General features: G+C 48.9%; 13 protein-coding genes. All 13 read right to left on the bottom strand.

Features of this window, described 5'->3' with window-relative positions; all coding sequences use genetic code 11:
- Positions 1–3: 3 nt before the first annotated feature.
- Positions 4–789 carry a carbon monoxide dehydrogenase/acetyl-CoA synthase methytransferase subunit gene (acsE, locus tag LKD71_RS03470; protein WP_178047395.1) on the bottom strand — a complete coding sequence of 262 codons (786 nt, stop codon included), beginning with the start codon at positions 787–789 and terminating at the stop codon, positions 4–6.
- A 78-nt stretch (positions 790–867) separates the two neighbouring features.
- The gene (acsC, locus tag LKD71_RS03465; RefSeq protein WP_178047394.1) at positions 868–2,217 is read right to left on the bottom strand and encodes an acetyl-CoA decarbonylase/synthase complex subunit gamma; all 1,350 of its coding nucleotides are present in this window, start codon (positions 2,215–2,217) and stop codon (positions 868–870) included.
- Positions 2,218–2,246: 29 nt separating this feature from the next.
- Positions 2,247–3,188 (bottom strand): acetyl-CoA decarbonylase/synthase complex subunit delta, encoded by a 942-nt coding sequence (gene acsD, locus LKD71_RS03460; RefSeq protein ID WP_227614349.1) that lies wholly within the window; start codon positions 3,186–3,188, stop codon positions 2,247–2,249.
- 344 nt (positions 3,189–3,532) lie between these two features.
- Positions 3,533–5,656, bottom strand: a complete 2,124-nt coding sequence (gene acsB, locus LKD71_RS03455; protein WP_227614348.1) for an acetyl-CoA decarbonylase/synthase complex subunit alpha/beta — start codon at positions 5,654–5,656, stop codon at positions 3,533–3,535.
- A gap of 39 nt (positions 5,657–5,695) precedes the next feature.
- Positions 5,696–6,457 (bottom strand): ATP-binding protein, encoded by a 762-nt coding sequence (locus LKD71_RS03450; protein WP_178046725.1) that lies wholly within the window; start codon positions 6,455–6,457, stop codon positions 5,696–5,698.
- Positions 6,458–6,540: 83 nt separating this feature from the next.
- Positions 6,541–8,433 (bottom strand): anaerobic carbon-monoxide dehydrogenase catalytic subunit, encoded by a 1,893-nt coding sequence (cooS, locus tag LKD71_RS03445; protein WP_227614347.1) that lies wholly within the window; start codon positions 8,431–8,433, stop codon positions 6,541–6,543.
- Between the two features lie 166 nt (positions 8,434–8,599).
- On the bottom strand, positions 8,600–9,370 hold the full coding sequence (locus tag LKD71_RS03440; protein ID WP_227614346.1) for an ATP-binding protein: 771 nt from the start codon (positions 9,368–9,370) through the stop codon (positions 8,600–8,602).
- A 31-nt stretch (positions 9,371–9,401) separates the two neighbouring features.
- Positions 9,402–10,322, bottom strand: a complete 921-nt coding sequence (locus tag LKD71_RS03435) for a methylenetetrahydrofolate reductase (RefSeq protein WP_227614345.1) — start codon at positions 10,320–10,322, stop codon at positions 9,402–9,404.
- A 43-nt stretch (positions 10,323–10,365) separates the two neighbouring features.
- Positions 10,366–10,557: a CooT family nickel-binding protein gene (locus LKD71_RS03430; RefSeq protein WP_178046729.1), complete on the bottom strand. Its 192-nt coding sequence runs from the start codon at positions 10,555–10,557 to the stop codon at positions 10,366–10,368.
- 29 nt (positions 10,558–10,586) lie between these two features.
- Positions 10,587–10,997: a cobalt transporter gene (locus LKD71_RS03425; protein ID WP_227614344.1), complete on the bottom strand. Its 411-nt coding sequence runs from the start codon at positions 10,995–10,997 to the stop codon at positions 10,587–10,589.
- Between the two features lie 246 nt (positions 10,998–11,243).
- A complete protein-coding gene (locus LKD71_RS03420; protein ID WP_227614343.1) occupies positions 11,244–12,620 on the bottom strand; it encodes a hypothetical protein in 1,377 nt (458 codons plus the stop codon).
- 95 nt (positions 12,621–12,715) lie between these two features.
- A complete protein-coding gene (locus tag LKD71_RS03415; RefSeq protein WP_227614342.1) occupies positions 12,716–13,510 on the bottom strand; it encodes an ABC transporter ATP-binding protein in 795 nt (264 codons plus the stop codon).
- The gene (locus LKD71_RS03410; RefSeq protein ID WP_227614341.1) at positions 13,510–14,442 is read right to left on the bottom strand and encodes an ABC transporter permease; all 933 of its coding nucleotides are present in this window, start codon (positions 14,440–14,442) and stop codon (positions 13,510–13,512) included. The genes LKD71_RS03415 and LKD71_RS03410 overlap by 1 nt, the downstream gene beginning before the upstream one ends.
- Positions 14,443–14,463: the final 21 nt, after the last annotated feature.

Genomic DNA, 14,463 nt, shown 5'->3' with positions numbered 1-14,463 from the left:
TTATTACAGCTCCAGATAGGAATCTGCGTACAGGGTGTTTCCTTTGAATACATCACAGGATTTGATGGTCTCCATCAGACGGAGGTCATTCGGGTTTACGATAGCGGAGGTCAGACCCTGCATCATAGCCATAGCTACCAGAGCGGAATCCATAATCGGACGGATGGTCTTCGGCATACCGTTACTGTTGTTGGAAAGTCCGCCGGTGGAGTTCAGACCCATATCAGCGAACATCTTGATGCACTCAAGAACTTCCATCTGTTTGTCCTGCATTCCTTTAACAACCAGGAACAGCGGATCGAACCAGAGATCCTCAGCTTCCATACCGTGCTCCAGACCTCTCTCCAGAAGCATCTGGCAGTAACCCATACGCTCGTCGTTGTCTTTTGCGATTCCTTCGCCGTTGCAAAGCGCGATTACGATTGCATCGTTAGCAGCTGCCAGATCAATGTTCTCGATTCTTCCTGCAGCATCAGCGGAGTTTACAATCGGTTTTCCTTTGCTTCTGTTGTAAACAGAGATACCAGCCTCGATAGCCTCTTTGTTGGAAGTATCCAGTGCCAGAGGAACGTTATCGAACTCGCCCTGAAGAAGCTGTACTGCCCATTTCATCAGGTCCGGGCCGTAACCCTCAGCCGGTCCGATGTTTACATCCAGGTAAACAGCGCCTGCATCCAGCTGCTGTTTTGCTCTTTTCAGAATCGGCTCCGGATCTCTCTCCATAAATGCCTTGTTGACTGCCGGAGCAGTAGTGGAAAGTCTCTCACCAATCGTAACAAATTTTGCCATGGTTGTGTTCTCCTTTATTCTTTTTTATTTTAGATGCCGGCATCAGATTTTTCTGAACCGACATCCTGCTTTTATATCTTAGCCCTGCATATCCTTAAGGAATTTTACAAGCTGAACGGCCTCTCTGGGTCCAACAATGATCTCCCAGCCAGGCATTTTAGCTTCCAGATCACCCTTCAGTACAGCAACTTTACCCGGGATAACCAGTTTGTGGTTCTTGATCTTGCCGGCAATATCCTGCTCCTCGAAGAATTTGGAGATAGAGGTAGAGGAGAATTTACCAGCTGCCCAGGAAGTCAGAACGGAAAGTCCGCCTGCATCGTTGATGATCAGGTTGCACGGTACGCCGGAACGCTCCAGCTCACCGGATACTACGAAATATGTAAGAGCAAAGTCTACAGTGGTCAGACAGATAGAATTCTCATCACCACCGTTGATGGAGTAGATACCCGGCTCTACCTTCATGGGCTTCTGCGGGTCTGTGAATACGTTCTGTCTTAAGCCGTACAGCGGAAGTGCGGTAGCGTAATCCATCTCTTCTACTACTACGATAGAACCGTATTTCATGGTAAACAGAGATGCCAGTGCTGCCTGCAGGTGTTTGTCACCATGAGCCAGAACAGCTGCATTTACCAGAGACGGATAACCGCAGGTTCTGTTGCCGTCTTTGATAGCGGCACGACGGAACTGAACAGCGATGGCATAAGCCTCTTTGATAGAGTTTTTGCCGCAGTCGATGATCAGATTCTTGTTGCCCAGTTTCTCCAGAGCTGCTACGGTATCGTAAAGCTCGTTGATGTCTTTTCCGGATACGCCAAGTGCTACGCCAGCCTCAGTAGCTACTGCGCTCATAGCCTCGTAGTTGGAAGCATCTGCACCGTTCAGGATCGGTTTCTTGTCTTTGCTTACCTCAAGGGCAGCTTTTGCAAGCTCAACATCCTTGGTATCGATGATCAGTACTCTTCCCTCGATATCAGCTGCTTTTTTCACCAGCTCTACGAAATCTACTTTTGCATCTTCGCTGTGATTTACATATACCATCTCGGTGTACATTCTCTCACCGATACGATCATAATCAACGGCTTTTACTTTGGCGATTTTCTCGTCAATCGTAGCCTCGTCCATGCTGTCGCACAGATGAGCGGCATATCTGGTTTTGCTCACGAAAGTTTTCTCGTGACGGAACAGAACGGTCTCGCCGCCCAGAGACTGCTCAGCATCGCCGGTACCAACTTTGATGGTTTTCATTGGCGGAGCTGTTGCCTCAGACAGGGAAGCCAGAGCGTCAGCAGAGAAATACGGACATTTGGAGAGCTCGATAGCTCCGGAAGCAACCTTCATGGAGAAAGCCATACAGGTCGGGCATCCGCATTCTTTACAGTTTTTCTTCGGTGATAATTTAAAAATATCAAGACCTTTAAGTGCCATTATTTTATATCCTCCTTATGTAGCAACAATTACATTAATTCCTTGATCATGGTAGAAATGGTTTTAATGGATACCGGGTGTTTCAGAATTACTGCGTCAGAACCGGATGCCAGAACTGCTGCTGCAGTCTCAACTTCCATATCAATTCCACGCTCTTCCTGATTTCCCCATTCCGGCATATCAGCTTCGGAAGCCATAGCCTCTTTCACGCCCCATGCTTCGGATGCTACAGGAGTAATGATCGGCATCTGCAGAGTTGCATCGCCCTGAGCCAGAGCTGCTGCTTTTACACGGTCCATGGTGGATACTGCGTACTCAAAACCATAACCTGCTGCTGCAGAACCAACGTTCATAACAATGCTCTTACCGTCCACGCCCAGCTGAGTAAGAAGTACATTCAGCTGTTTAGCAAGGTTGATATCTACTGCGGACTCAGCACCTACGACCTGTTTGTAAGCAAGGCCTGCTGCTGCACCCACCTGTTTGTAGTTTTCTTCTTTTGCAGCCAGGATCAGGGCATTTCTTCCGTCTACAGCCTCAGCTGCTTTGGAAAGGAGCTCTGCGTCCTTCTCTGCATGTTTACATCCGCAAACTACCAGCGGAAGATCTACTGCTGCCACGATTTCTTTCAGCATAGCAATGAGCTCTTCGGTAGATTTGTTTGCACCGTTCGGATCTCCGCCATCCATACGGAAGCTTAAGAAATCTACTCCCTCAAAGCTTGCTGCTCTCTTTGCCATATCGGCAACAGTCTCGCAGCCCTCATAATATTTCTTCACACACTCCGGCTCATTCTCAAGACCGGAATCTGTGATCTCAACGCCAACCTTCGGTGCGTTCTCGACCGGTGCGTCAAAGGTGTAGAACGGAAGTATGTTCTCTCCGCCGAGAACGATCTTCTTATCTCCACAACCCACCTCAACGGAGTTGATGCTGGCGCTGAATTTTCCTGATTTTGCAGTAAATGCCATTTTAATAAAACCTCCTTCAAAAAAACTGGTTATTTCTTTGTAATTATTTTTAACTTAACTAGTCTATTCTACAATATTCCGCAATAAATTTCAATAGACAGAATGACAATTTTTTAACATTTTTCCGGATTATGGAAAAAGTTTGTGTGGTAACGCCTTGGTTACCGGACGTTTTGCACAGGTTAGGGACCCGCCTGCGTGACGCAGGCTGTACGCTGCCTGAACGGCAGCTTCCGTCCCTTCCCTAAATGGGCATTCTGCCCATAATAACAGATAAACTCAGTCTTTTGCGTGTAAACACGCAACGCCTGCTTTTATCTGTTATTGCGTGCAAAACTGGTGAATTACATCATCGGATCCATTCCAAGTGCCGGATGACCTTTCTCAGTCAGGAACTCCAGTAAGGTCTCAGGATCTTCAGCGATGGTCTCGTCACCGATCATATCAGTAAAGTTATCGATACCGTACAGCTCTTTGGCTGTTGCATTCAGTCTGTCTGCAACCTGCTCTTTCAGAGCCTTCGGCATCCAAACGATACGCTCGATACCGCCCTCAGCCTTCATGAACTTCTTGGAAGCGATGAAGTGTTTACCATGTCCCATGAAACCAGGAGTCTGAACTCCGCCGCCGGTCATGGAAGCCAGCTCCGGGAAGGTCATTCCAAGAGGAGTCATGCCTGCATACTCACGGTTGGTGATGCATACGCCGTTGGAGAAGGGCTCGATACCGCAGATACACTCGAAGCATCCGCAGGAGGTCATCGGTTTCTCCATGATGGAGTACAGAGATACATCTTCCAGAGCACCCTGAGAGAGTTTCTTAACTGCCTCGTTGACATCCTCATACTCACCGATTCTCTCATCGATCGGTCTCTCTTTGGTGATCACCTGACAGGGACCATTCGGATCCAGCTGGTTGGTAGCTTTTGCATCCAGCCATGAAACAGCACCGCAAAGACCAAGTCTCTCCGGAGTAACCACACATACATGGCTCGGGGAGAATGCCTGGCAAAGGATACAGCTGTAATATACATCTACAGACTCATCGGTAAGGTTTGCAAGACGTGCATCACGTTTGTCGAAAGTGGGGATAGCCACCTCATGACGCATTCTGGTACACTCAGCCGGATCCGTGTAGATCGTAACCTGACACTTGTCAACAACTGCATCGAACTCATTCTTTACAGAAGCGTAAAGAACTTCACCGATATGTTTGATACGGAAACCAGCATTGAAAGCATCCTTGCTGATACGTACACGCTGCATGTCACGCTGACCGGTATGGTATACACCCTCGATGCAGTTGATGTAGTTATGGAATTTACGCTCGATAACCGGCTCGAAATCCGGCTGCATGTTTTTGCCTGCAACCTGTACGACATAAGCGATGCTGTTCTTGCTGCCCAGCTCCATCTCATCTACTTCCGGCCCTACAACAGTGATCTTGTGATCCTCAATCTCGGAAGCATCCATGGTCTGAACCAGCTCGCAGCAGTCCACACGGGAACCATCGAACTCAACCTGCATGTCACCACGACGGATGATCTCACCCTCGAATGCGGATGCGAATGCAACCGGGATATCGATATTGGTGATCTTGATTTTAATGTCACGAGCCTCAAGAGAGGTAGCATTGAATTTGCTTACGTCTTTCTGTACGATCAGGCTCTTCGGTACGCTGAAGGTCTCCTCATTGGTGATTACCGGGAAACCAAGAGCGATAGCGCCTGCACCACAAGCTACGATAACCGGATCCAGCGGAGCAAAAGCATTTACGAATGCCGGTACACGTTTCATGGTGTACTCCATCAGAGCTGCAGCGTCGCCAGGAGTTACGTTACCAAAGATCAGAGCCGCACGGACTGCTACAGATACAACGTGGATAACAGAGGTTACATCTTTACCAAGCGGGATAACACGTACGTTAGCGCCGGTCTTCATGCCAGCCTCAGCCACCTGATCGATGATGCCGCCTACCAGAGTTACCAGAATACCCTGTGCCTGATAGGATTTCACCAGAGCCACACCTTCCTCAACAGAGGGAGCAGAACCAAGGATAACAGCAACACCCGGGATATCGCCGGTTACAAGGGGAACACCGAGTTCACGGATCACAGCATCTGCCAGATGTCCGTAGCAGGGCTCTTCATACGGTGCAGCACCGTCAATGTATTTCAGAGCCTCAATAAACTCAGCGCAAAGTGCGGTAGCAACACCGGACATGAAAGCATCGTTCAGCTTCTGCTCTCTGGTCATCAGGGATTTCACAACGTCCAGAGCATTTTTCATATCACCCAGGTTGGTGATCTTGGTTCCTGTTACTCCATAGTAGCAGGGAAGGCTGTATGCAGTATGCGGGAAGCTTACTGCTTTGTCAGCGCCGTTTGCTGCGATGGCATCATCGACAGCTTTTACTGTCAGATCATAGACTGTATCGTTTCCGCTGAAAATCACGTCAAATAAAGTCACGATAATTACCTCCATTCAGAATACTGGAGCCTCTTGAACTCAGGCTTCCAGTTTTTCTTTTATTTTTTTGATTTCTTCCACTGCAGTTTCACTGCAGTCATAGGGGGATTTCCCCTGCCGGTCTGCGTCGATCACTTCCGGATTGTAGTGGATAAAGCCCAGAAGGTCCTCTTCAGGAATCCTTTCTTTAATAAATGCTTCATCGTCCTCATTCCGAACCTTGTTGGCTACAACCCGGACTTTCTTTACTCCAAGTCCTGAGGCAAGGCGTTTTACGTTCTTGTAGGTCTGGATACTTCTTGCTCCCGGTTCGATTACAACCACGAACTGATCCATTCCCTCTGTGGTACCTCTTCCCAGATGCTCCAGTCCGGCTTCCATATCGAGAATGACTACGTCATTGCTCCGCAAAACCAGATGGTTGATGATCCGTTTCAGCATCACATGCTCCGGGCAGACACAGCCGCTGTTGGCCGTATCCACGGTTCCCAGTACCAGAAGTTTTACACCATTGCAGACTTTGGAATAGGTATCCGGAATATCGTCTACCTTGGGGTTCAGTTTATAGAACTGATTGTTCGCATTTGCACCTGTCCGTTCCTCCACCAGCTTACGCATTTTGGTGATCGGAACGATCTCATCCAGCTCCTCCTCGGAAAAACCAAGGGCCAGTCCCAGATTTGCATCCGGATCCACATCGGCCGCCAGAACGTTTTTTCCCTCTTCCGCGTATAATCTGGCCAGAGTAGCTGCGAAGGTTGTTTTTCCCACGCCGCCTTTGCCGGTCACTGCAATTTTCATGTCTTCATCCACCTTCCAGAATTTTTTCCGCATCAGAGAATCCCCGCCGGCCCTGAATGGGCCGGCAGACAAACCACTCCCGATCAGATTCCCAGAGCAGTTCTCTTCTCTTCGATTCTTTCAATCATTTTATCAACCAGTTTATCGATATCCTTCTCTACGGTGTAGGAAGCCTCAACCCAGTCTTTAACGCCGCTGGTCAGAAGCTCTGTGATCTCGGTGGATCCGCTTACATACGGGTCAACGCCAAGGAAGGTATCGATACCGGTAGCTACCACATAGTTTCCGATGGAAACGGCTTTCTCAGACATCCACTCCGGAGCACAGCCTACAACAGGAAGCTGGGAGATATTCAGTCCGGAATCTTTAGCCAGCTCGGAAACCAGTACCATCATACGGGAAATGTCTACGCAGGAACCCATGTGAAGTACCGGCGGGATATCTGCCAGCTCACATACTCTCTTTAAGCCTGCGCCGCAGAGATCTTTTGCTGCTTTGTCCATCAGACCTGCTTTTGCAGCGGCCTGTGCGGAACAACCGGATGCTACAACGATGATATCATTGGCGATGAGTTTCTTCATCAGCTCGATATGAGCGTAGTCCGGGCGGATCTTCGGGTTGTTACATCCAACCATAGCCACAGCACCACGGATAACACCGGAAGTGATACAGTCAACAAGCGGTTTGGTGGTTCCTGTCTTGTCAACCTGAGAGTTGGTAACACCATCCAGAGTTTTAACGATAGCCTCAACAGAGTAACCAACGGTTGCTTTCTGCTTCATATCCGGGATGTATACCAGATCCGGTTTTCTGTTCTTGAAGTTCTCAATGGCAGTTTTTACGATCTCTTTTGCTTTCTCCAGTGCAGTACCAGCGCTGAACTCAATGTAATCAGAATCCGGCATCTGAGCGATCGGAGAAGTGGTGATGAATTTGGTATGGAAGCATTTGCTTAAGGGGCCAAGAGCCGGGAAGATACACTGTACGTCAACAACGATAGCCTCACAGGCACCAGTCAGTACAACGTTCTCCTGCTGCAGGAAGTTACCGGCCATGGGGATACCACGTCTCATAGCAACCTCGTTGGAAGTACAGCAGACACCTGAAATGGTGATTCCTTTTGCTCCCATCTCTTTTGCATAAGCGATCATCTCGGGATCATCTGCGACCTCGCAGATCATCTCGGAAAGGCTGGGATCATGTCCATGAACAACGATGTTTACGTTCTCAGCAACCATAACGCCTAAGTTTGCCTCGGTGTCGATCGGCTTGGGAGTGCCGAACAGAACATCGGAGAACTCAGTTCCGCACATGGAACCGCCCCATCCATCGGACAGACCGTTTCTTAAGGACTGACGAATCAGAGCTTCCGGTTTGGAAGAACATCCCATATGGGTCATATGTAATGCACAGGAAACCTCGCGGTCGATTGCTCTCGGCTCGATTCCTGCATTGTGCCACAGATCCTGTGTATGCTGGGGCGCTCTCTTCAGCCATCTGGAAACACCGTGGTTTTTACCATACTCGCTCAGTGCAAGCTCGGACATCTCATGAGCCAGATCGTAGATATCTCTGCCCTCTGTCTCAACGCCCCACTCTTTTGCAATGCGGATCAGCTTAGCAGGATCTTTTACCTTGTAAGCGCCATCCGGAGCCGCATGTCCCAGGGTATTACAGATCTCACGGCCGTGATCGGAGTGAGTAGCTGCGCCGCCTGCTGTAAATTTCAGGTAGTTACGTCCTACGATACCGTGAACGTCACATCCGCAGATACCTCTCGGAGCCTTCGGAGTAATACGGCAGGGTCCCATGGAACAGATACGGCAGCAGACACCCTGCTCACCGAATTTACAATGCGGAGTCTGATTTTTCACACGGAACTGCCATGCGTCAGCGCCAACTTTTGCGCCTGTCTCCAGGAGTCGGTTGGTAGCAGCCTCCATTTCTTCAACAGTTGTCATCTTAAAGTTTCCCATTATTAACCTCCTTCGTAATCGGGCAAAAATGCGGGGCGGTTTTCTTATATCCCATCCACCCCCTAGGGATATACACTTTTTAATAAAACCCTCTGCCACCGGCACGGTGCTCCATTTTTATCCGTTAACAAAACAGAGCACCGAATGCAGAGGGATTATTCACATATTAGAAATTCAGCTTATCCAGAATCTCATAGAGAGCTTTCCGGACAGGTGAATCTTTCGGAAGCTGGACGATGGGTTTGCCATCGCAGTCATACTCATAAACTGCCTCATCCTGGGGAATAACTCCCAGAAGATCCAGTCCCTGTTTCTCCACTTCCTCCATTGTTCCCTGATTCAGTTTACCTTCCGGCGCCCTGTTGATAATCAGTCCAATAGAGGTCGGACGAAGATCACATTCTTTGATCAGCTCTTTGATGCGGCCCACCGCCTGTACGCCTCTCCGGGAGCAGTCGCTCACCAGAATGATGGTATCCACTTTCGGAAGGATTCCACGGCTGATATGTTCCATACCGGCCTCGTTATCCACTACCATGTATGGGTAATTCGGGGTCAGCTTCGCAAGCTGAGCCTGCAGAAGGCCGTTTACAAAACAGTAACAGCCTTTGCCCTGGGTCCTTCCCATGACGAGCATGTCGAAATCATCGTCTTCGATCAGACAGCGATTCACCATCATTTCCATATAGTCAGCCTTGGACATTCCGGCAGGAATCTTACTTGTAGAACCATCTGCAGAACGCTCCACATCCTCACGGATCTCGCCGAGTGTCATTTCCACATCCACACCGAGGACCTCATTCAGATTGGAATTGGCATCCGCATCCACAGCCAATACCGGGGTCTTTCTCTTGTCGCAGAGATACTGAATCAACAGACCGCAAAGAGTCGTTTTTCCAACGCCGCCTTTTCCGGCGACGGCAATTACATGTGCCATTGGAAGCACCTCCTAAAATCTATTCAAACAATCAGATCATCGTACGCATACCGGATGCGTTGATGATCTCTGCAACGTCTTTCCATTTGTTCAGAGCGTACAGATGAATACCGTTGATACCCAGTGCGCGGTACTCGTCGATCTGTTTGATCGTGTACTCGATACCGGCTTTCTTGAAGTCCGCTTTCTTCTGCTCCAGGGCATCGTCGAAGGGTTCTTTGTCGAACGGGTTCGGGAAGATCCAGTACTTGGAGATCAGACGGCTGAGCTCTCTCGGCATTACACAGCCGTTTCTGGACAGTGCCATGTTAATGGTAGCTGCCTGATCCAGGATCGGCATGATTCCTACGTCAATCGGCATGGTAACACCTGCTTTGTCGATAGCGTCCAGCCAGTATTTGAACTGCTCCATATCCCAGCAGAGCTGAGTCATGATGTAATCCGCGCCGTTGTCCTGTTTCTGTTTCAGAACAGCGATATCGGACTCCAGGCTTCTGCATGCGATATGACCTTCAGGGGAACCAGCTACAGCGATCTCGAATTTGTCGCCGAACTCTTTACGAACGAAAGCTACCAGATCAGTTGCATAGTTGAAATCTCCGCAGGTTGTGGTCTCTCCTCTCGGAATATCTCCGCGGAGAGCCAGCATATGATCAACGCCCTCATCCAGGTAAGTCTGCAGCTGCTCTTTGATACCTTCTTTGGTGTTTTTGATAACGGTGAAATGGGTTACAGGGATGGTGCCAGCTTTGATGATCTCCTGACATACCTCTCTGTTACGGCCTACATTTCCACCGCCTGCACCGTATGTACAGGAAATGTACTCCGGTTTGAACTCACAGAGTTTCTCAATGGTTCCCGGAAGGTTCTCCATTCCTTTATCGGTTTTCGGCGGGAACAGCTCAAAGGACAGAAGCTGTTTTTCTTTCATCATTTCAGATAATTTTGTCATTTCAGTTTATACCTCCTGTTTTTTTTATCTTAACCGACAGCCTTTATTCGGCGCAGTTAATGATCACTTTGCTGTTGGCCAGATCCACCATCTTGATGGTTCCGTCCAGCTGCCTTTCTTCTCCCATCACGTCAATAAGCGTGATGTGATTTCCATCCACAAGAATCTTGCTGACATACTGCAAAAGAATGCTGTCAGGCTCTTCCTGCTTCTTATAAACGGTTGCGAGACACATGGTTTTTCACCTCCATCCGCTGCCACAAACTACTTGTCTTCCTTTACCATGGAAAGGGCAAGACTTAAATAAAGATTACCCTTCTGGAACTCTGCAACGCCTTTTCTGATCTGCTCCGCAGCCTCAGGCATGCCGGCCTCCGCAATCTTGCCAGCCATCTCATCCAGCTCCCTGGCATGGCTTTCATTATGATTCAGCATATAGCCAAGAAGAGCTGTAAGCTGTGCTTTCGGGTCCTGAGCCGCCCCGCTGCAGCCGCTGCAGCCGGTGTCACAGCTTCCCTCGCATCCATGCTCATGGTCATGATGGTGATCATCTTCATGGCCATGTTCATGCGTGTGAGGATGGGTGTGTGTATGGCCATCCTCATGACTGTGCTCATGGGTATGTTCAGCGCCGTGAGGAATAATGTTTCCATTCTCATCTTTCAAAAGATGCATGTTGACTACCTCCTTTTATATCGTTAAAAAAAAGACATACTAAGTATGTAAACTTCATTTGGAATTTATTATAGCATAAAATATTGTGATTCTCAACAATGTGAATTGTATTTTTTTTCGTAATTCTGGAACTTCTGCTGGATTTTCTCCGTCTTATGCGAGCAGTTGTCGTTCTGTGACGGATTCTTTTTTTACTGTATTCTGACAACGTATTCCCGTATCAGAACAAAGAAAAAGCAGGTCCCATCAAAGGGATGCCTGCCATTCTTTCGTCTCGCCCATAAAGTAAAGTTCTGCGCCGATCCGGTCGCAGTTTTCAGCCACCTCAAAGACCGTGCTTTTCGTTCCTTTTTCCTTCCAGGGGAGAATAGAAAGCCTGTAAAGACTCAAAGGATCATCGGAATCAAAACGCTCAGACAGGGTCGTAATGCCGCCGAAATCATAGGTGGAACGTGTGCTGGAAAGATCCGTAAGATAAAGCTCCATATCCGAGGCCTGCAGATAATCCCGATCGTTGTTGACAAAATCCTGAGTGATCTGATAAAACACGGAACCACTCTCCGCTTCCTCGCCCCGGTACTGGTTTCCGATCCGTTCAATCACAGGTGCAGCATAGGTGGACTTTGTGGCCGTCTCGTCGAGTTCTTTCTTTTTCCATACAGCCTCTGCGCTTACGGCTGTCTCCGAAGCTGCCTCCTCATCTTCCAGTGGCAGCGTCACCTCATAGATCACCGGCAGGTCCGCCCCGTCCTTTCGGAAGCTTAAGCTTAACTGAACTGTTCCGCTCTCCCGCTCCCCGGAAAAATCTCCCACGAAAATCAGGGATTTATCTTCGTCGGAATAGGCGTTATTCAGCGTTCCTATTCCCTCGACGCCATAAGTGTCTTCCATAACATAGGCCGGAACTGCATCCAGATAGAGCCCATTGTTGGCAACATAGCATTTGAGATCGTACTCCCGGGCGATTTCCTGGGTGGTCTCCGGCAGGCTTTCTACGATCTGCCGATAGGGGATCACCAGAAATTCCTCGTCATCCGTATAGAGCTCATAGGCAGAGCCAAAGGTCAGCATTCTGCCGCCCACAGCTTTTTTCTCCGTATAGGTAATCTCATCTGTATGCTTCAAACCGGAGAGGGAATCTTTCTCAGCAAAATATTCCTTGTAAATTTTCATGCAGAACTGCTCGATCTCCGTACTGTATTCCGAGCAGACTCCGATGGCCACACAGAAGAGCAGGGCAAGAATGCCGCCTGCTTTGGATTTTTTCTTTTTCTTCTCTTTTTTCGCGGTCTTTTTGTCATGATCACAGTAGGGAACGGTCTTTCCGTCTTTCACGGTGGTCTCCAGATAGGGATTGCTGAGACGCTGCTGAAATTCTTTCTGTTTCTTTGCGTTATTCCTGGAACGCTTTCGAGACACAGTCTCATCCATTCCGAAAAACTCGCTCATATCTCCAGCGGACATCACCGGCGGGTGATATTCTTCCTCAAAGCCTCCTGCGTTCTCGCCCATAACGGTCTTCATCTCGTCCTTGCCGTCCGGCCGATTGTAGGCGGCACATTTCGGACAGATGCCGTAGTAGGTATCGTAATCGAAGTTGGTCTTACATCTTCTGCACTTCATAAACCTTCCCCCTTGTCTTCCGGTTTCTTTCAATATAAAGAAAGCATCGCTACTTTTATGATAATCGAAATTCACAAAAATAGCAATGCTTTTGTTTATGCCAGCATCATCCGGTCGTTGGCGAACTCGCCGCCGCTGGCCTGCTCGAATTTTTCCAGAAGGTCGGATACCTGGAGTTTTTTCTTCTCCTCGCCAGAGACGTCGTAGATGATTTTTCCCTCATGCATCATGATGAGGCGGTTGCCCAGACGAATGGCATCTTTCATATTATGTGTGACCATAATTGCCGACAGAGACTGTTCCTCAATGATATTTTCCGTTACATCAAGCACCTTTGCTGCCGTCTTCGGGTCAAGTGCCGCCGTGTGTTCATCCAGAAGCAAAACTTCCGGACGAATCAGGGAAGCCATGAGAAGTGTCAGAGCCTGACGCTGGCCGCCTGAAAGAAGACCTACTTTAGAAGTCATTCGATCCTCAAGGCCCAGTCCCAGGATTTTTAACTTCTCGCCAAAAAACTCCTTTTCATCTCTGGTGATGCCCCAGGCAAGACCACGCCGTTTTCCACGACGATAAGCCAGAGCCAGATTCTCCTGGATCTCCATATTGGCGGCTGTTCCCATCATCGGGTCCTGAAACACACGGCTAATGTATTTCGCCCGCTTGTGCTCCGGTTCCCGGGTCAGATCTTTTCCATTGAGGACGATCTTACCTTTGTCGATGGGGTAAACGCCGGCAATCATATTCAGCATCGTGGACTTGCCCGCGCCGTTTCCGCCGATGACCGTAACAAAATCCTTGGAGTTCATATTTAAATTGACCCCCGTGAGGGCCTTTTTCTCATTTACCGTACCTTTATTAAAGGTTTTCTGTACATTTTCAAGAAGAAGCATCAGGCCTTTGCCCCCTTTCCGTTTTTCAACTGGAGAAGTCTCGGCACAGAGAGAGCCGCAGCTACCAGGATGGCTGTCAGAAGCTTCAGGTCACTGGAACGCATACCCAGCTGAAGGACGATGGCCACGATCATACGGTACACGATGGAACCGACGATAATGCCGGTGAGCCGCCACTTAAAACTCGTAGCTTTTGCAAAAAGCACCTCGCCAATGACAATGGAAGCCAGGCCGATGACGATGGCGCCTGTTCCGGAACCTACATCCGCTACCTTCTGGTTCTGAGCTACAAGGGAACCGGAAAGGGCGATGAAACCATTGCTCAAAGCCAGAGCTACCAGCTTCATATGGTCGGTGTTGACACCCAGGGCACGAATCATTTTCTCATTGTTTCCCGTGGCCCGGATAGCGCTTCCCAGCTCTGTTCCAAAAAACCAGTAAAGAACCGCAACGGAGAGAACACAGAAAACAAGGCCGATACAGGCTGCGATCACCGTCGTGGTCTGACTCATGGTCCGTATGGATTCGGGGAGAAGTTTCTGTATAAAAGTTACCATGCTCTCCACTCCCTCTTCCCGGACATTGATGGGAAGATTTGCCTTGTCGGACATGATCCGGAGGTTGATGGAATAAAGAGAAATCATGGAAAGAATACCTGCCAGGATCGGCGGAATTTTCAGCTTCGTGTTCAGAAGACCTGTCACCGTTCCCGCGATGGCTCCGCCCAGGAAGCCGAAGATCAGGCTGACAAAAGGATTCATATGGTAAGTCACCGTCATCACGGCACTGATACAGGCTCCCATGGCAAAGCTGCCCTCACAGGTAAGGTCTGCAAAGTCCAGAAGACGGAAAGTGATATAAACGCCCAGTGCAAGCATTGCCCAGAGCATTCCCTGGGCAACGGCACTGAACATGGCTAATAATACGCTCATGTAAACCTCCAAATATTGGAT

It is taken from the genome of Fusicatenibacter faecihominis, assembly GCF_020686945.1.
Lineage (GTDB): Bacteria > Bacillota > Clostridia > Lachnospirales > Lachnospiraceae > Limivivens > Limivivens faecihominis.
The sequence above is the reverse complement of the archived record's forward strand: the minus strand, read 5'-3'. Positions and strand labels throughout refer to the sequence as shown.